At 60.2% G+C, this 18,700-nt stretch carries 14 protein-coding genes and 4 tRNA genes; 9 read left to right on the top strand and 9 right to left on the bottom strand.

From position 1 onward, the window contains the following. Positions 1–7 precede the first annotated feature (7 nt). Positions 8–1,144 (top strand): catalase family protein, encoded by a 1,137-nt coding sequence (locus tag J3P76_RS07065; protein WP_434701691.1) that lies wholly within the window; start codon positions 8–10, stop codon positions 1,142–1,144. 90 nt (positions 1,145–1,234) lie between these two features. Here the strand turns inward: J3P76_RS07065 and J3P76_RS07060 are convergent. The 4 genes from J3P76_RS07060 to J3P76_RS07045 all read right to left on the bottom strand — a co-directional run bounded on the left by J3P76_RS07060 (position 1,235) and on the right by J3P76_RS07045 (position 1,752). Then, a tRNA-Asp gene (locus tag J3P76_RS07060) sits at positions 1,235–1,311 on the bottom strand. A gap of 17 nt (positions 1,312–1,328) precedes the next feature. Next, a tRNA-Val gene (locus J3P76_RS07055) sits at positions 1,329–1,404 on the bottom strand. Positions 1,405–1,580: 176 nt separating this feature from the next. Further along, positions 1,581–1,657, bottom strand: a tRNA-Asp gene (locus tag J3P76_RS07050). A 19-nt stretch (positions 1,658–1,676) separates the two neighbouring features. Then, a tRNA-Val gene (locus J3P76_RS07045) sits at positions 1,677–1,752 on the bottom strand. A 160-nt stretch (positions 1,753–1,912) separates the two neighbouring features. On the opposite strand from J3P76_RS07045, the gene rdgC reads away from it, so the two are divergent. The 3 genes from rdgC to sugE all read left to right on the top strand — a co-directional run bounded on the left by rdgC (position 1,913) and on the right by sugE (position 4,371). Next, positions 1,913–2,833: a recombination-associated protein RdgC gene (gene rdgC, locus J3P76_RS07040; protein ID WP_434560149.1), complete on the top strand. Its 921-nt coding sequence runs from the start codon at positions 1,913–1,915 to the stop codon at positions 2,831–2,833. A 141-nt stretch (positions 2,834–2,974) separates the two neighbouring features. Further along, positions 2,975–3,940: a bile acid:sodium symporter family protein gene (locus tag J3P76_RS07035; RefSeq protein ID WP_420767875.1), complete on the top strand. Its 966-nt coding sequence runs from the start codon at positions 2,975–2,977 to the stop codon at positions 3,938–3,940. A gap of 116 nt (positions 3,941–4,056) precedes the next feature. Further along, the gene (gene sugE / locus J3P76_RS07030; RefSeq protein WP_420767876.1) at positions 4,057–4,371 is read left to right on the top strand and encodes a quaternary ammonium compound efflux SMR transporter SugE; all 315 of its coding nucleotides are present in this window, start codon (positions 4,057–4,059) and stop codon (positions 4,369–4,371) included. Between the two features lie 106 nt (positions 4,372–4,477). On the opposite strand, the gene J3P76_RS07025 is transcribed toward sugE, so the two are convergent. From J3P76_RS07025 to J3P76_RS07015, 3 genes are all read right to left on the bottom strand, one after another. Further along, positions 4,478–6,352, bottom strand: a complete 1,875-nt coding sequence (locus tag J3P76_RS07025) for an MFS transporter (protein ID WP_420767877.1) — start codon at positions 6,350–6,352, stop codon at positions 4,478–4,480. 225 nt (positions 6,353–6,577) lie between these two features. Then, complete coding sequence (locus J3P76_RS07020; protein WP_434701690.1) at positions 6,578–7,738, bottom strand: TDT family transporter; 1,161 nt, start codon at positions 7,736–7,738, stop codon at positions 6,578–6,580. 103 nt (positions 7,739–7,841) lie between these two features. Then, a complete protein-coding gene (locus tag J3P76_RS07015; protein ID WP_434701689.1) occupies positions 7,842–9,035 on the bottom strand; it encodes an MFS transporter in 1,194 nt (397 codons plus the stop codon). Positions 9,036–9,138: 103 nt separating this feature from the next. Here J3P76_RS07015 and J3P76_RS07010 point away from each other — a divergent pair, with 103 nt between their 5' ends. Then, a complete protein-coding gene (locus J3P76_RS07010; protein ID WP_420767880.1) occupies positions 9,139–9,678 on the top strand; it encodes a TetR/AcrR family transcriptional regulator in 540 nt (179 codons plus the stop codon). Positions 9,679–9,922: 244 nt separating this feature from the next. Further along, positions 9,923–13,393 carry a hybrid sensor histidine kinase/response regulator gene (locus tag J3P76_RS07005; protein ID WP_434607257.1) on the top strand — a complete coding sequence of 1,157 codons (3,471 nt, stop codon included), beginning with the start codon at positions 9,923–9,925 and terminating at the stop codon, positions 13,391–13,393. A 74-nt stretch (positions 13,394–13,467) separates the two neighbouring features. On the opposite strand, the gene rmuC is transcribed toward J3P76_RS07005, so the two are convergent. Further along, positions 13,468–14,850, bottom strand: a complete 1,383-nt coding sequence (gene rmuC, locus J3P76_RS07000) for a DNA recombination protein RmuC (RefSeq protein WP_434611644.1) — start codon at positions 14,848–14,850, stop codon at positions 13,468–13,470. Positions 14,851–15,025: 175 nt separating this feature from the next. Next, on the bottom strand, positions 15,026–15,349 hold the full coding sequence (locus J3P76_RS06995) for a hypothetical protein (RefSeq protein WP_080942569.1): 324 nt from the start codon (positions 15,347–15,349) through the stop codon (positions 15,026–15,028). Positions 15,350–16,250: 901 nt separating this feature from the next. On the opposite strand from J3P76_RS06995, the gene J3P76_RS06990 reads away from it, so the two are divergent. From J3P76_RS06990 to J3P76_RS06980, 3 genes are all read left to right on the top strand, one after another. Next, positions 16,251–16,475, top strand: coding sequence for a hypothetical protein (locus J3P76_RS06990; RefSeq protein ID WP_249875763.1), 225 nt, complete (start codon positions 16,251–16,253; stop codon positions 16,473–16,475). A gap of 274 nt (positions 16,476–16,749) precedes the next feature. Continuing rightward, positions 16,750–17,232, top strand: coding sequence for a hypothetical protein (locus J3P76_RS06985; RefSeq protein ID WP_420767882.1), 483 nt, complete (start codon positions 16,750–16,752; stop codon positions 17,230–17,232). A 144-nt stretch (positions 17,233–17,376) separates the two neighbouring features. After that, positions 17,377–18,651 (top strand): OmpP1/FadL family transporter, encoded by a 1,275-nt coding sequence (locus J3P76_RS06980; RefSeq protein ID WP_434560167.1) that lies wholly within the window; start codon positions 17,377–17,379, stop codon positions 18,649–18,651. Positions 18,652–18,700: the final 49 nt, after the last annotated feature.

Genomic DNA, 18,700 nt, shown 5'->3' with positions numbered 1-18,700 from the left:
TGTTTGCATGCTGATCACGCTCTGGCTGCGCCTCGGCGCCTTTTTGGGCAAGACGCTTCTATGGCTGCTGGGCATCGGGCTGCTCGGCTGGGCCCTGGCTGCCGCTTGGTTCGCCTGGCAACACAGCGGACCGGTCCCGGACAAGGAACAGATACCGCCCGCCGAAAGCGCCATGACCCAGGACATCATCCAGACCGCCATCCGCATCGTCGACCAGCACCGCGAAGGTACCCGCTACCTGCGCGATGCCCATGCCAAAGCCCACGGTTGCGTCATGGCCGAAGTCCAGGTGCCCAGTGACCTGCCTGCGCCATTGCGCCAGGGTGTGTTCGCTGAACCGGGCAAGACTTGGCAGGCAACGATCCGCCTCTCCAATGGCAACGCTTATCCCCAGTTCGATAGCCTGCGCGATGCGCGGGGAATGGCGATCAAACTGCGGGACGTGCCCGGCAAGCAACTGCTGGCTGATCGGCAAACACAGGGCGAGCAGGATTTCGTGATGTTCAATCATCCGAATTTCTTCGTCAGTGATGTCGCCGAGTACCGTCAGAATGTGGCCGCGCAAGCCGATGGAAAAAAGGCAATGGCGTTCTTTCCAAGCCTGGACCCACGCACTTGGCAGATCCGCCATCTGTTTATCGCCCTGGCGACACTTTCGCCGCCTCCGGCAAGCCCGACCCAGACCACCTACTTTTCGGTTTCGCCTTACAAATTCGGCGAAGCCAATGCCAAGTTTCGCGTCGCGCCGGATCCGGACAGTTGCCCAGGCTACACCTTGCCGCCCCAAAACCAGGATCTGCCGAATTTCTTGCGTAGCGCGCTGAATCAGCAGTTATCCACCGATCGCGTGCCGGCCTGTTTTGTCTTGCAGATCCAGCGCCAGGACCCGAGCAAATACATGCCGATCGAAGACACCAGTATTGAATGGAAGGAAAGCGATGCGCCGTTCGAAACGGTGGCGCGGATCAAGGTTCCGGCACAGGATTTCGATACGCCCAAGCTGAACCTGGCGTGTGACAACCAGTCTTTCAACCCTTGGTTTGGCATCGAGGCCCATCGCCCCATTGGTGGGATCAACCGTTTGCGCAAGGCAGTGTACGAGGCGGTCAGCGATTACCGCCACAGCCGGAACGCTGAGCAGTAGCAAGGGGCCAAATGACAGGCAACAAAAAGCCCGCTCAATGAGCGGGCTTTTTGGTTAGCACTTGGCGTTCAGTGTTCCAAGTGCCGAATATGGCGCAGCGGACGGGACTCGAACCCGCGACCCCCGGCGTGACAGGCCGGTATTCTAACCGACTGAACTACCGCTGCGCGTAACATTGAAAGTTTGGTGGGTGATGACGGGATCGAACCGCCGACATTCTGCTTGTAAGGCAGACGCTCTCCCAGCTGAGCTAATCACCCTTCACTTTCGATGCGGGGCGCATTCTCTCACAGTTTTTTATAACGTGCTGATTTAATTGATAAATTCAGCAAAAAAATGTGATTCACACGCACCGCGGTAACTGCAAACAGCAAAAAGCCCGCGTTAGCGGGCTTTCTGTGGTGACCTGGTGTTCAGTGTTCCAGGTAACCGAATATGGCGCAGCGGACGGGACTCGAACCCGCGACCCCCGGCGTGACAGGCCGGTATTCTAACCGACTGAACTACCGCTGCGCGTAACACTGGAAGCGAATGGTGGGTGATGACGGGATCGAACCGCCGACATTCTGCTTGTAAGGCAGACGCTCTCCCGGCTGAGCTAATCACCCTTCACTTTCGGTGTGGCGCGCATTCTACGGAGCACTCCCCGACCTGGCAAGCACTTTTTAAATTAATTTTTTCAGGTCTTCCAAAGGCTTAGCGAAGGGTTGGCCTATGACGCCGCGAAGAGAATAATGCCCCCCTTTGTATAAAGGAGAGACTCACCCCATGTGGTTCAAGAACCTGCTTATCTATCGCCTGACCCAAGATCTGCCTTTTGATGCCGAGGCGTTGGAAACTGCACTGGCGAGCAAACTGGCGCGCCCCTGTGCAAGCCAGGAGTTGACCACTTACGGTTTCGTCGCGCCATTTGGCAAAGGCGAAGACGCCCCCCTGGTCCACGTCAGCCAGGACTTCCTGTTGATCGCCGCACGCAAGGAAGAACGCATCCTGCCGGGCAGCGTCGTGCGCGACGCGGTCAAGGAAAAGGTCGAAGAGATCGAAGCCGAGCAAATGCGCAAGGTCTATAAAAAGGAACGGGACCAGATCAAGGATGAAATCATCCAGGCGTTCCTGCCTCGTGCGTTTATCCGACGCTCGTCTACCTTTGCCGCCATCGCGCCAAAACAGGGCCTGATTCTGGTCAACTCCGCCAGCCCGAAACGTGCCGAAGACCTGCTCTCCACCCTGCGCGAAGTCATCGGCTCACTGCCGGTACGCCCACTCACAGTGAAGACAGCGCCTACCGCGATCATGACCGACTGGGTCAAGACGCAGAAAGCCGCGGATGATTTCTACGTGCTGGACGAATGTGAGCTGCGCGATACCCATGAAGACGGTGGCATCGTCCGTTGCAAGCGCCAGGACCTGACCAGTGACGAGATCCAACTGCACTTGAACACCGGCAAGGTGGTGACGCAGCTGTCGCTGGCCTGGCAGGACAAGCTGTCCTTCGTGCTCGACGACAAGATGGTGGTCAAGCGCCTCAAGTTCGAAGACCTGTTGCAGGACCAGGCGGAGCAGGATGGCGGCGATGAAGCCCTCGGCCAACTGGATGCCAGCTTTACCCTCATGATGCTGACGTTCGGCGAATTCCTGCCGGCGTTGGTTGAAGCGCTGGGTGGGGAAGAGATTCCGCAGGGGATCTAAGAAGTAACGATTGCCCTGTGGGAGCGAGCCTGCTCGCGATAGCGGTATGACAGCCACCGAGGTGTTGACTGACACGCCGCTATCGCGAGCAAGCTCGCTCCCACATTAGTATTTGGTGTTCTTAATAATAAGGATCAGGTCATGCGTGCGTTGGCTGCGTTAAGCCGCTTTGTCGGCAATACATTCGCTTATTGGGTGCTGTTCTTTGCGGTGCTGGCGTTCATGCAACCGCAATGGTTCGTCGATTTGAAAGTCGCCATCGTGCCACTGCTGGGACTGGTGATGTTCGGCATGGGCCTGGCACTCAAGCTGGAAGACTTCGCCGAAGTGGCTCGTCGTCCAGGACGCGTGGCCCTGGGCGTGATTGCCCAGTTCGTGATCATGCCGGGCACCGCGTGGCTGCTCTGCCAAGCGTTCAGCCTGCCGCCGGAAATCGCCGTCGGGGTCATTCTGGTGGGTTGCTGCCCGAGTGGAACCTCGTCCAACGTCATGACCTGGCTCGCACGCGGTGACCTGGCGCTGGCCGTGGCGATTTCCGCCATCACCACCCTGCTTGCCCCTTTGCTGACCCCGGCGCTGATCTGGCTGCTGGCGTCGGCCTGGTTGCCGGTGTCGTTCTCCGCCTTGTTCTGGTCGATCCTGCAAATCGTGTTGCTACCCATTGCCTTGGGCATCGTTGCCCAGCGCTTGTTGGGTGCGCGGGTACGTCACGCCGTAGAAGTCCTGCCGCTGGTATCGGTAGTCAGTATCGTGATCATCGTCGCCGCCGTGGTGGCGGCCAGCCAGGCGAAAATCGCCGAATCCGGCCTGTTGATCATGGCTATCGTCATCCTGCATAACAGCTTCGGTTATCTGCTGGGGTATTTCACCGGTCGGCTGTTTGGATTGCCACTGGCCCAGCGTAAAACCTTGTCCCTGGAAGTAGGCATGCAGAACTCCGGCCTAGGCGCGGCATTGGCCAGTGCGCACTTCTCGCCGCTGGCGGCGGTGCCCAGCGCTTTGTTCAGCGTCTGGCACAACATCTCCGGCGCCCTGCTCTCGACCTGGTTCCGTCGCATGAGCGAAAAGCAGGACAGAGAAGAGCTCTCCCGGCAGACGGCGGACTGATAGGCGGACTTGACCGAACAGTCAGCATTGGGCATTCTGGCGCCCGATGCGGGGACGACCCTGCGCGCCATAGCGTTTTTGTCTGGGGACGACCCCATCCATCGATGAGGTGTGTGATGTCCTGGATCATTCTGTTTTTTGCCGGCCTGTTCGAAGTCGGCTGGGCTGTCGGCCTTAAATACACCGACGGCTTCAGCCGCCCGCTTCCTACCGCATTGACCATCGCGGCCATGGCGATCAGCCTTGGCCTGCTGGGCCTTGCCATGAAGGAACTGCCGCTGGGCACGGCCTACGCAATCTGGACCGGGGTCGGTGCCGTAGGCACGGTGATCGCCGGGATCATTCTGTTTGGTGAATCGATGGCACTGATCCGATTGGCCAGCGTCGCGTTGATCATTGCCGGGCTGATCGGGCTCAAGGCCAGCGCTTAAGCCTCCACCGCCTTCGCGAGCACGCTCGCTCCCACAGTCGACCGAGTGAATGCGGTCCATTGTGGGAGCGAGCCTGCTCGCGAAGAGGCCCGCAAAATAACAGCTATTACCTGACAGCCCCACGCAACTCGCCCACCAACGCCTGCAACTTCGCAGGCTCAGCCGACTCGACCGCTACCGCCGTCCCCGCCACCAAGGTCACGCGGGACCAGAACCGACGGAACATCCCTTTACCTGGGTCGCGACTGAAGAAACTCCCCCACAACCCCTGCAACGCCAGCGGAATCACCGGCACCGGCGTTTCCTGAAGGATGCGCGTCAAGCCGCTCCTGAATTCATTGATCTCACCGTCGGCGGTCAACTTTCCTTCAGGGAAGATGCACACCAACTCGCCGTTTTCCAAATATTGGGCGATGCGGCTGAAGGCCTTTTCGTAGATATGAATATCTTCCTGGCGTCCGGCAATCGGAATCGTCCCAGCGGTTCGAAAGATAAAGTTCAGGACCGGCAGGTTGTAGATCTTGTAGTACATCACGAAGCGAATCGGCCGACGCACCGCACCGCCAATCAACAAGGCATCGACAAACGACACGTGATTGCACACCAGCAGCGCGGCACCCTCATCGGGAATCGCCTCCAGGTTGCGATGCTCCACACGGTACATGGAATGGCTGAGCAGCCAGATCATGAAGCGCATGCTGAACTCGGGGACGATCTTGAAGATGTAGGCGTTGACGCCAATGTTCAGCAGCGACACCACTAAAAACAGCTGTGGGATCGACAGCTTGGCCAGGCTCAGCAGGACGATGGAAACGATCGCCGAGACCACCATGAACAAGGCGTTGAGAATATTGTTGGCGGCGATCACCCGCGCCCGCTCGTTTTCAACGGTACGCGACTGGATCAGCGCATACAGCGGCACGATGTAGAAGCCGCCAAAGATACCCAGGCCGAGGATATCGATCAGGACCAGCCAGGCGTGGCCAAACCCGAGAATCTGCAGCCAGCCATGGCCGTCGGCGCTGTCGGGGATTCCACCGGAGTGCCACCACAGCAGCAGGCCGAACACCGTCAGCCCGAACGAACCGAACGGCACCAGGCCGATTTCCACTTTGCGCCCTGACAGTCTTTCGCAGAGCATCGAACCCAGGGCAATCCCTACTGAAAAAACCGTGAGAATCAGGGTCACCACGGTTTCGTCGCCGTGCATCCATTCCTTGGCGTACGCGGGAATCTGCGTCAGGTAGATCGCCCCGACGAACCAGAACCAAGAGTTGCCGACAATGGAGCGGGACACCGCCGGAGTCTGCCCGAGGCCCAGCTTCAAGGTCGCCCACGATTGGCTGAAAATATTCCAGTTCAAGCGCATCTGCGGCGAGGCCGCCGCCGCCCGTGGGATGCCGCGGCTGGCGAGGTAACCGGCCACGGCAATGCCGACAATGGCCACCGACACCACCGGCGCGTAGTGCGCCGAAGACATCATGATCCCCGCACCGATGGTCCCCGCCAGGATGGCCAGGAATGTACCCATTTCCACCAGGCCATTGCCACCGACCAGTTCGTCTTCGCGCAGGGCTTGCGGCAGGATCGAATATTTCACCGGCCCGAACAACGCCGAGTGGGTGCCCATGGCGAACAGCGCCACCAGCATCAGCCACAGGTGATCGAACAGGAAACCCACCGCGCCGACCGCCATGATCGCGATTTCGCCCAGTTTGATCAGGCGGATCAAGGCGTCCTTGGCGAACTTCTCCCCAAACTGCCCCGCCAGCGCCGAGAACAGGAAGAACGGCAGAATGAACAGCAGCGCGCAAAGGTTGACCCAGATCGAGCGGTCGCCCTCGATGGCCAGTTTGTAGAGGATGGCGAGGATCAATGATTGCTTGAAGACGTTGTCGTTGAACGCGCCAAGGGACTGCGTAACGAAGAACGGCAGGAAGCGCCGCGTGCGAAGCAAGGTGAACTGTGAAGGGTGACTCATCTTCCATGTTCCTGAGTGGCGTGGACGCTTATTGGAATGACGCTTTTTCGATCCAGGCCACACATTACCTGTCTTTGGCGATTATTTCCCCAGCACTGAGAGTGTCCTGTTTCGCAAATACGTTTCTTTTTGGCGAGTGGCTGTTGTCGTCAGGCAAGGCGCAGCAACGAGTCATAGCCCGTTATGGCAAGGAGCAGCAACGCTGCATGACGACAACAGACGCAGTCAAGAAGGAGCAGTATTTGAGGTACAGGACACTAGGCACGGCGACACAAACAACTCGCCATGCCAGGCGCCGACCAGCGTGCGCCAGCTGACGATCAGCCACATCACCACCAGCAGCGCCACCAGCCCGCAGCCGAACACGCTGAAGAAATCCAGGTCCAGAAGGCTTGCCAGCTTCAGCGTCGTCAGCGCATACACGCCCAAGGGAAAGGTGAAGCCCCACCAGCCGAGGTTGAACGGGATGCCTTCACGCAAATAGCGCGCGGTGATCAATAGCGCCATCAACATCCACCAGAATCCGAAGCCCCACAGGGTGATACCGGCGACCAACCCCAGGCCCGATGCAACCTCGCCCACGCCCGGCAGGCCATTGGCGGCAAGGATCACCGGCGCATCGCCGCCCAGCACCAACATGCCCAGTGCGCCGGTGCCGATGGGGCCGAGGGCCAGCCAGCTCGAAGCGGCCATGTTCTCGTGGGGCAGTTTGTGCAAGGCCATGCGCAACACCAGGATGGTCAGAATGCTGAACGCCACCGGTAGGGAAAATGCCCAGAGTATGTAGCTGGTGACCAATATGATCAGTTGCGAATGCACGTCAGCCAGGTGCGGCGCCAGCAGGCCACCGCTGACGGCGGCGACTTCGGCGGCCACCACGGGCAACAGCCACACGGCGGTCATCTGGTCGATGCGGTGTTCCTGGCGGGTGAACATCAGGAACGGAATCAGCACACCGCAGGCCAGCGACATCGCCACGTCAGTCCACCACAACGCCTCGACCAGCGACAACACGCCCTCGCCCCAGCGCGGTACGCCGAACACCAGGAAACCGTTGATGATCGTTGCCAGCCCCATCGGGATCGTGCCGAAGAACATCGACACGGTTGAATGCCCGAAAATCCGTCGGGCCTCGTCGAAGAACAGCACCCAGCGAGCAGTGTAGAGCCCGGTGAACAGGGCAAACAGGACGATATTGAACAGCCACAATCCTTGCGCAATCGCATATACGCCAGGGTTGGCCCCAGGCAGTTGCGCCAGGGCCAACGCCAGCACACCGGTGCCCATGGTCGCGGCAAACCAGTTCGGCGTGAATTGGCGGACGACTTCCAATGGCCCCGGCAAATGGCTCAGCGGTCGAAAACGGTTTTCAGCAAAGCAGGTCATGATCACTCCTCTCCTCGGATGAGGTGGAGCTATGCTAGAACCGGATCGAATATCTATATAACGGGTAATTTCTCTATATCTATTCTGTTCTATAGATAACCAATCAGGGCCGAAGCCCGTCCGCCAGCGGCCGTGCGGGTTCACGCAACAAACCCACCAGCGCGCCGGCGGCCATGACAATCAACACCGCGCCGTAGCCGTCCGTGGTCGGAATCAGGCCGAAAATACGGGTCAGATTCCCCGCCAGCAACGATGGCAGGCTGAAGGCCAGATAGCTGAGCACATAGAACGCCGACATCAAGCCAGCCCGCTCGTGGGGCAAGGCCAAGGGCATGATGCTGCGCAGCGCGCCGATGAATCCCGCGCCGAAACCGCTGCCGGTCACCAGCGTGCCGATGAAAAACAACGGCAGGCTGGCCGCGTGTACGGCAATCAACACCAGGGCCAGGCCAAGCACCAGCAGCGTCGCGCCAAGACGCAGCATCATTTGCGCGGCGCGGTTACGCAACATGTAGATCGACAATGCGCCGCTGAGTGTCAGCACGGCCACCAGCGAGCCGCCGATCAGGTTCGATGTCGAACCGGTGGCGGCGCGAACCAGGGACGGCGCCAGGGACAGATAGAAACCACCGACCGCCCAGGCCGCCAGGTCCAGCGGCAGGATCAGCCACAACGCGCGCCGGGCCTGGACCGGCACATGCAAGGTGGGGCGCAACGACCGCCAGGCCCCGGGCTGCGGGCTAACGCTTTCGGCCAGGCGCCAGAGATAAACCGCCTGGACCAGAAACAACGCCAGCAGCAGCCAATAAGTCAGTTGCAACGGCATCGGCGCAAATTCTGCCAGCAGGCCACACCCCATCGCGCCACACGCCATGCCCAGCAGGGGCGCAACGCTGGTGACTAGGGGGCCTTGCTGGCGATCGAAGTCGAGCAACGCGGCGCCCAGCACACTGGTGGCCATGCCGGTGGCGAAGCCTTGTATCAGTCGCGCGCCCATCAACCAGCCCACACTGTCGGCATTGATGAATAGCAGCATCGCTAGCATGTTGAGCAATAATGCCGCGAAGATCACCGGTCTGCGACCGAGGTAATCGGACAACGAGCCGACGACCAGCAAGGCCGCCAACAGACTGAACGCATACACACCGAAGATCAGCGTGAGGATCGCCGAAGAGAACTGCAGATGTTCCTGGTAGAGGTGGTACAACGGCGTCGGCGCGCTGGAGGCCGCCAGAAAACCGAGCAAGGTGATCGCCAGGAAGATGAGACTGGCGCGGGTCGAAGCTGGACGAGACATGGGCACGCTCCACGAGGAGATTCATAAAAGCTAATTTTTTGCTTTTGCGGAGTGTGCTACCGGCATGCGCTTAAAGCAAATTCTTTGTGTTAAGGTCCGATGCATGGCTATTAAAGAAGGTTTACGCCCCGGCGGAAGAAGTGCCCGGGTTCAGGAGTCGATTCACTCGGCGGTACGCGCCCTGCTCCAGGAGCAGGACCGCGCCACCTTGACCGTGCCGCAGATCGCCGCGCGCGCCGGGGTCACGCCGTCCACCATCTACCGACGCTGGGGCGATCTGCCGGCGCTGTTGGCCGACGTTGCCATCGCGCGCATGCGCCCGGACAGCGAGCCAGCCAACACCGGCAGCCTGCGCGGCGACCTGCGCGCCTGGGCCGAGCAATACCTCGACGAGATGAGTTCAGAACCTGGCCGCAATATGATGCGTGACATCCAGGCTTGCGCCACGCCGGGGTATTGCGTGGGCATTATCAGCGGCCAGTTGCAGATCATCCTGGATCGTTATCCCGACGAGCCGAATCCCGGGATCGAGCGGTTGGTGAACGTGATCGTGGCGCCGACGGTGTTTCGCATCCTCTTCGCCACTGCGCCGCTGGAGGTCGAGGAGCTGTATCGGTTGGTGGATATGGCGTTGGATCAGTGAAAATGCCATCGCGAGCAAGCTCGCTCCCACATTGGATTTCGGTGTGCCACAAATCTTGTATTCGATAAATAGCCATTGTGGGAGCGAGCTTGCTCGCGATGAGGCCGGCAACATCGCTGCATAAAAAAATCCCACCCGCGACACCCCGCCACGCCTCGACCTTGGTCGACACTGACGAACCCGAGCGGGCGTGCGAGACTGTCTTGCCGGGCCCAAGCCCGGGCGTATTTGTCTGGGAGTTTCCATGTCGCTGTCCAGCGGGCTGATCGCCGTTGTCGCCCTGGCCTATATGGCCATCATGTTTGCCATCGCCTTTTACGGCGACCGACGCAGCACACCGCTGCCACCACGTGTGCGCGCGTGGGTCTACAGCCTGTCGCTGGCGGTGTATTGCACCAGCTGGACGTTTTTCGGCGCCGTGGGCCAGGCCGCCGAACAGCTCTGGTCATTCCTGCCGATCTACCTCGGGCCGATCCTGCTGCTGGTACTGGCGCCGTGGGTCTTGCAGAAGATGGTGATGATCAGCAAGCAGGAGAACATCACCTCCATCGCCGACTTCATCGCCGCCCGCTACGGCAAATCACAATCACTGGCAGTGGTGGTCGCCCTGATCTGCCTGGTCGGCGTGCTGCCTTACATTGCCTTGCAGCTAAAGGGCATCGTGCTCGGCGTGAACCTGTTGATCGGCGCCGGTGCCGACGCCATGGGCACCCGAGCGCAGGATACTGCGTTGATCGTCTCGCTGATCCTGGCGCTGTTCACCATCGTCTTCGGCACTCGCAACCTCGACGCCACCGAGCACCACCGCGGCATGGTGTTGGCGATTGCCTTTGAATCGCTGGTCAAGCTGTTCGCCTTCCTGGCGGTTGGCGCGTTCGTCACGTTTGGCCTTTATGACGGCTTCGACGACCTGTTCAACCAGGCGATGCTCGCGCCACGGTTGGAGCAGTATTGGAAGGAGACCATCAACTGGCCGTCCATGGTGGTGCAAACCGGCGTGGCGATGATGGCGATCATCTGCCTGCCACGGCAGTTCCACGTCACCGTGGTGGAGAACATCGAACCCCAGGACCTGCGCCTGGCCAAATGGGTGTTCCCCGCCTACCTGGCCCTGGCCGCCCTGTTCGTGGTGCCGATCGCCCTCGCCGGGCAAATGATGTTGCCCAGCTCGGTACTGCCGGATTCGTTCGTCATCAGCCTGCCACTCGCCCAGGCCCATCCGGCGCTGGCGGTGCTGGCATTCATCGGCGGCGCCTCGGCCGCCACCGGCATGGTCATCGTGGCGAGTGTCGCCCTGTCGACCATGGTCTCCAACGACATGCTGCTGCCATGGCTATTGCGCCGCAACAACGCCGAGCGGCCTTTCGAAGTGTTCCGCCAATGGATGCTGTCGGTACGCCGGGTGAGCATCGTTGCGATTCTCCTATTGGCTTATGTCAGCTACCGGCTGCTGGGTTCGACCGCGAGCCTGGCCACCATCGGCCAGATCGCCTTCGCCGCCGTGACGCAACTGGCACCCGCCATGATCGGCGCGCTGTACTGGAAACAGGCGAATCGACGCGGCGTGTTCGCCGGCCTCGCCATGGGCATATTCCTGTGGTTCTACACGCTGGTGCTGCCGATCGCCGCCCATAGCCTGGGCTGGTCACTGAGCAGCTTCCCCGGCCTGGCCTGGCTGCATGGCAATCCGCTGGATTTGCCGATCACGCCGCTTACCCAAGGTGTCGTCCTGTCCCTGGCGGGCAATTTCATATTGTTCGCCTGGGTTTCGGTCCTGTCGCGCACACGTGTGTCGGAGCATTGGCAGGCTGGACGCTTCATCGGTCAGGAGATCAGCGCCCGACCCAATCCTCGCTCGATGCTGGCGGTCCAGATCGAGGATCTGTTGCAGCTGGCGGCCCGCTTCGTCGGCGAAGAACGGGCGCGCCAGAGCTTCATTCGCTTTGCCTATCGCCAAGGCAAAGGCTTCAACCCGAGCCAGAACGCCGACAGCGAATGGATCGCCCATACCGAGCGGCTGCTGGCCGGTGTACTCGGCGCGTCGTCGACGCGAGCCGTGGTGAAAGCGGCCATCGAAGGCCGCGAGATGCAACTGGAAGACGTCGTGCGGATCGCCGACGAAGCGTCCGAAGTGCTGCAATTCAACCGAGCGCTGCTGCAAGGCGCCATCGAAAACATCACCCAGGGCATCAGCGTGGTCGACCAGTCCCTCAGGCTGGTGGCCTGGAACCGTCGATACCTGGAACTGTTCAACTACCCCGACGGCTTGATCAGCGTCGGTCGGCCGATCGCCGACATCATCCGTTACAACGCCGAGCGCGGCCTTTGTGGCCCGGGCGAGGCCGAAGTCCATGTCGCCCGGCGCCTGCACTGGATGCGCCAGGGCCGCGCGCACACCTCGGAACGCCTGTTCCCCAACGGCCGTGTGATCGAGCTGATCGGCAACCCGATGCCCGGCGGCGGTTTCGTCATGAGTTTCACGGACATCACTGCTTACCGCGAAGCCGAACAGGCCTTGACCGAAGCCAACGAAGGGCTGGAACAGCGGGTGGCCGAACGCACCCGCGAACTGTCGCAACTCAACCTCGCGCTGACCGAAGCCAAGAGCACGGCCGAAGCCGCGTACCAGTCCAAGACCCGCTTTCTGGCCGCTGTCAGCCATGACTTGATGCAGCCTCTCAACGCCGCGCGCCTGTTCTCCGCCGCGCTTTCCCATCAGCACGACGGCTTGCCGAGCGAAGCCCGGCAGTTGGTGCAACATCTGGACAGCTCGTTGCGCTCGGCCGAGGACTTGATCACGGACCTGCTGGACATCTCCCGATTGGAAAACGGCAAGATCAACCCCGACCGCAAGCCGTTTGTCCTCAATGATCTATTCGATACCCTCGGCGCCGAGTTCACCGTGCTGGCTCGAGAGCAAGGCTTGAAATTCCGGGTTCGCGGCTCGCGGCTGCGGATCGACAGCGACATCAAGCTGCTGCGCCGCGTGCTGCAGAACTTCCTCACCAATGCCTTCCGCTACGCCAAGGGCCCGGTGCTGCTAGGCGTGCGCCGGGGCAACGGCGAGCTGTGTCTGGAGGTCTGGGACCGCGGGCCGGGGATCGCCGAAGACAAGCTGCAGGTCATCTTCGAAGAATTCAAACGCCTGGACAGCCATCAGACCCGGGCCGAAAAAGGGCTCGGCCTCGGCCTGGCAATTGCCGATGGACTGTGTCGCGTGCTCGGCCATACCTTGCGCGTGCGTTCCTGGCCAGGGCGCGGCAGCGTGTTCAGCGTCAGCGTGCCATTGGCCAGTAGCCAAGCCGTCGAGCCCACTGTCGTGATCGAAGCCAACGGCCATTTGCCCAGCGGCGCACAGGTGCTGTGTGTCGATAACGAAGACAGCATCCTGATCGGCATGAACAGCCTGCTGACCCGCTGGGGGTGCCGCGTATGGACGGCGCGTAATCGTGAAGAATGCGAGCGCTGGCTCGCCCAGGGCGGGCGGCCGCAACTGGCGCTGGTGGATTTTCACCTGGACGACGGCGAAACCGGGACCGAACTGATGGCCTGGTTGCGCACGCGCATGGGCGAGCCGGTGCCCGGAGTGGTGATCAGTGCCGATGGCCGGCCCGAGACCGTGGCACAGGTGCATGCGGCGGGATTGGATTACTTGGCCAAGCCGGTGAAGCCGGCGGCGTTGAGGGCGTTGTTGAGCCGGCACTTGCCGTTGTAATACGGGCATAAGTAAACCCCTGTGGCGAGGGAGCAAGCTCTCTCGCCACAGGGGTCCGGTGCAAACCTTGGAGGCTACTGACCCTGGCTTTCTTCGCCGGTCTCCTCTGGCAACCCATCCACGTCCGCCATCGCCCGTTCAAGCAACTCCGTAGGCAAGCTCTTGCTCGCCCTGGCGCCGAGCAGTTTCAACTGCTCGCTGCGGCTGACCAAGTTGCCGCGCCCTTCCGTCAGCTTATTGCGTGCGGCGCTGTAGGCTTTGTCCAACTGCTGCAAGCGACTGCCGATTTCGTCCAGGTCCTGGATAAACAGGACGAACTTGTCATACAGCCACCCCGCCCGTTCGGCGATTTCCCGGGCGTTCTGGCTCTGGCGCTCTTGCTTCCACAAGCTGTCGATCACCCGCAGCGTCGCCAGCAGCGTGGTCGGGCTGACGATCACGATGTTGCGGTCGAAAGCTTCCTGGAACAGGTTCGGCTCGGCTTGCAAGGCTGCGGAAAATGCCGCTTCGATCGGCACGAACAGCAAGACGAAATCCAGGCTGTGCAGACCGTCCAGACGCTTGTAGTCCTTGCCGGCCAAGCCTTTGACGTGGGCTCGCAATGACACGACGTGCTGCTTGAGAGCCAACTGGCCGATGGCATTGTCTTCGGCCGCCACATATTGCTGGTAGGCCGTGAGGCTGACCTTCGAATCGACCACCACCTGCTTGTCGCCGGGCAGATAAATCAATACGTCCGGCTGGAACCGTTCGCCATCCGGCCCCTTGAGACTGACCTGGGTCTGGTATTCGCGGCCCTTCTCCAAGCCGGCATGTTCCAGGACCCGCTCGAGAATCAACTCGCCCCAGTTGCCCTGGGTCTTCTGACCCTTGAGCGCACGAGTCAGGTTGGTGGCTTCATCGCTCAGGCGCAGGTTCAGCTGTTGCAGGCGCTCCAGTTCCTTGCCCAGGGAAAATCGCTCCCGGGCCTCGGCCTGGTAGCTTTCCTCGACGCGTTTTTCAAAGGACTGGATGCGTTCCTTCAGTGGGTCGAGCAACTGACCCAAGCGCTGCTGGCTGGTTTCGGCGAAACGCTGTTCACGCTCGTCGAAGATTTTTCCCGCCAGCTCGGCGAACTGGGCCCGCAATGCGTCCCGCGAGCCTTGAAGATCGTCCAGGCGCTGCTGATGGCTCTCCTGCTGTTCGCGCAATTCGGCCTGCAACGAAGCAGCCTGGGCATCCAGGCGTCGCAATTCAGCTTCCTTATTGGCACGCTCCAGGTTCCAGGCATGCGCCGCGTCCCTTGCGTTGTCACGCTCGATCTGCAGCAGTTCGACCTCGCGACACGCAGCCGCAAGCTCGGCTTGCCTGGCGGCATTGGCCTGGCCCAAGTCACTGATTTCGTCGCGGCAGGCATCGAGCTGGGCATTCAACCCATCGTGTGCCATGTGGGCGGTCGCCAGGCGTTCTTCCATCAACGCCAGCTCGGTCTGTGCCGCGCTTGCCTGGCGTTGCAGGTGCCAGGCCAATGCCAACAGCGGCACCGCAGCGCCTGCCAGGCCAAGCAACAGGCTGGTCAAATCCATCGCCATGACAATTCCCGCGCAAGAGATAAAGCCCGAAGGTTAACCAAGCAACCCGGCGTTGCCCAGCTCAGTCTTCGATCTCGCCCAATGCCTGGCGGGCACGGTGATCGCCGGCCCGCGCGGCCTGGCGCAGCAGGTCCTGGCCAATACGCCGGTCCCGTGCATTGCCGCATTCGCGGCACATCAGCTGACCGAGGCGACTTTGTGCGGCCACCACGCCTTCGCGCGCCGGTTGTTTGAGCAGGCGTCCAGCCAGGTGCTTGACGCTGGGACGCTCTCCCAGGCTCGGGCTGTCCAGCAGCCACTCGGCAACTCGCATCGATATGCGCTTGGGAGGGGTAACACCTGAGGGTACGGAGGTAACAGGATTTGATACTGAGCGAAACTTCATAACGCACTACGGGACAGATCGGAAGGCGCGCCACTCTACTCCTTTTTTCGTACGGGTAAAGTCGAAAAAAACCGGCACGCCCGTTCTAGAGCAAGCGCTTGGGACAATCCACAGAAGCTGTGGATAACTCAGTGGACAACCTACCCTGAACTCGCCGCAAGCCCTATGGAACGGGGCCTGCGCTCAAACTGTCGATTTTTTCACCAGTAAAAAAAAGCGATGTTTTTCATTGACTTAAATTTTGGATACAGGCACCCGCCCCGGATTGTTCAAAGATGACAATACGGTGACAGCGGCCAATAGGAGTGTGTACAAGTAACAGCTGAAGTGGTTATATCGCTGCGCTTTTTTGACGCATCTGGCGCTCAAGACCCTGTGGAAAAGCCCCGATCCCAGACTTTTACACGCTGCGCGCTTTCGCGCCCCAGCGGCAGCACCGGCATTTTTCTGACCAACGGCCTTCCCTAAAGCGGCTTGATTCGATAGTATCCGCGGCGTTAGTACCAAGCTGAAAGTCAATTCCGGGTCGGAAACATCTCAGCGGTCAGCTATCCCCACGGGAAGCCTGCCGAAAAAGAGACCGCCCCCCTCGATGGTTTCCAGGTAATGCTCGCGCTGCGCACTTCGAACGAATCCGAAGCTGCCGCCAGGCTCATTATTCTGACCGAACCAACCTGCAAATTGATCAGGATCTTCACCCCGGGCCCAGAACCTTTGCCCTCGATGTGTTGCCTGCCCTCCTAAGTACCTACCTGCCAGCCCAAGCGCGCCCTTTTATAGCGCTCAAACTGGCTGCTTTGTTCCAGTCGGGTTCTTCGTTCGACCAATAGTGGTCGACGTTACTGGAACGTTTTAACGTTGCACGGTTCTTAATCGTGTCATTTGTAGGAACACCCATAACATGTCTAATCAAATCCAGACACAGGATGCCATCCGCACCCTAACCAACGCCTTTGCTCCAATGAACTGCCTGATCATGGCCGCTCGCAAAGGCTGCTTCAGCTTCACGCTGGTCAACGAACACGGCATCGCCCGTCACAGCGAACGCTTGTATCCCGACCAGTACTCCAGCGCAGAACCGCTGCAGGCGGTCATCGAGCGTACCCGTCAGGCACTCGTTGCCTGACACGCCAGGACACTGAAGCATCCAAGGCCCCGCCCAAAACGCGGGGCTTTTTATTGCCCGGCATTTCTCGATAAAGCGCAACGGCTTAAGCACAAACAGCTATAACGGTCATAACCGTTCGATGAACATGGTTTAAAAACAGGCCTTTACAGCGCAGATATGACACTACACTTCAACTCGAGCGGCATGATCCGCTTCGGCGGAGCCTGATCCGATCCACCCGCTGCCAAGCCCACACCGTCAGGCTCCGCCCATTTCCCGTTTCGAGGATTTTATGGGTATCGCTGCCAGCGAACTGTGTCGTTATGTGATCCGCCCGACGCTCCTTTACCTGGGGAGCCACAGCACAACGGCGGAAAACCTGTTGCTGGGGATCGCCGCCAGTCAATCAGGCCTGGGCGCCGCGTTGCACGATCGTCGTGGGCACGGCTTGTACCGCATCACTGAACCGCGCCATCAAGCCCTGTGGGACGATTATCTGGCGTTGGATCCGGAACGAGCCAGCCTGGTGCGGGGCCTGGCGAGCCAGCATGCTTTCCTGAGCGGCCCTCATCAGGAATTGACCGTCAATTTGCGCTACGCCACGGCCATCGCTTGGTTGCTGGTGGAGGAACACGCCACCCCGCTTCCCGATTCAAACGATTTGCTGGCCATGGCCCGCATCTGGCGCCAGGTTTTTCATCCCACTGGTCGCCTGCGGGACTTCACCTGCGCGTGGCAAAACTGTGTTTCACCCTTGAACCAGGTCGCTTGCTGAATGGAAAAAAGGAAACTTCCTACAACTGCGACGATTTTGGTCGGATTGTCCTACAAAACCCCTCTAAATCAAGCCATACAAGCTATAGCGCTTGGGCAAAAATGTTGGTAATTTTCGCCCCGGTGATCACCTGGAGTTCTAACAATGAAAAAAATGATGCTCAAAACCACCCTTGGCCTTGCCGTTACCTTGGCATCCACCCAAATTTTCGCCAGTGGCTTTGCCTTGAACGAACAAAGCATCAGTGGCATGGGCACTGGCTTCGCGGGTCGTTCTTCTTCTGCCGATGATGCGAGCACTGTGTTTGGCAACCCTGCCGGCATGTCGCGCCTCAAGCGCCAACAAGTCACCGGCGGCTTCGCCGTCATCGACGCATCCACCGACATCAACGATGCCAGCGGCACCCAGTCCGGTACGAACGATGGCGACATGGTCCCGTTCACCGGCGTTCCGATGGGCTACTACGTCAAGCCAATCGACGATCAATGGGCATTCGGCCTGGGCGTCTATGCCCCCTTCGGCCTGATCACCGACTACGAAAGCAGCTTCCAGGGCCGCAATTTCGGCAGCAAGAGCGAAGTGAAGGTCGTGACCTTCCAGCCAACCATCAGCTACGCCTTCAATGACAAGGTGTCGATCGGTTTTGGCCCGACTATCAACCGGATTTCGGGCTCGCTGGAGTCGGCGTTGACCACGCCATTCTCGCCTAATGATGGCAACGTCCAGATCAAGGGCGACGATATTGGCTACGGCTACAACATCGGTTTGCTGGTGCAAGCCACTGACACCACCCGTGTCGGCCTGACTTACCACTCGAAGGTCAAATACAAGCTTGAGGGCCACACCGAAGTGAGCCCGGGTGCTGGTACGCCAGGCTTCCTGTTGAGCGGTGACCGATACGACGCATCGCTGGACATCACGACCCCTGAGTCCGTGGACTTCTCGGTAACCCAGGAAATCAACGATGCCTGGACTGTCTATGCCGGTAGCACCTGGACTCGCTGGAGCCGCCTGAAAGACATCACCGTGAACAACGACATCACCGGCGGCGGCGCATTGAACCCAACCCTCTTCGGCACCATCACCGAAGAACAGAACTGGCACGACACCTGGGCCTACGCCATCGGTACCTCCTACCAGTTGAACAAGCAATGGGTACTGCGCACCGGCCTGTCCTTCGACCAGTCGCCGACCAACAACGCCGACCGTTCGCCTCGCATTCCTACCGGCGACCGGACCATCTTCAGCCTGGGTGCCGGCTGGAGCCCAACCGACGACCTGACCATCGACGTGGCCTATTCCTATCTCAAGGAAGAAAAAGTCAACGTCAACAGAGCCAACGCCCTGGGCCAGGCCTACAACGCTGAATACGAAAACAGCGCCAACGGCTTCGGCGTCGGCGCAACCTACCGCTTCTGATGATCCACGGCGAGCAGGCATAAACAGCCGGTCGCCACCTGAAGCAAAA

The sequence above is a fragment of the Pseudomonas sp. D1-36 genome (assembly GCF_051132205.1).
Lineage (GTDB): Bacteria > Pseudomonadota > Gammaproteobacteria > Pseudomonadales > Pseudomonadaceae > Aquipseudomonas.
Note: the sequence above shows the minus strand (reverse complement) of the source record. Positions and strands in the feature narration are given on the sequence as shown.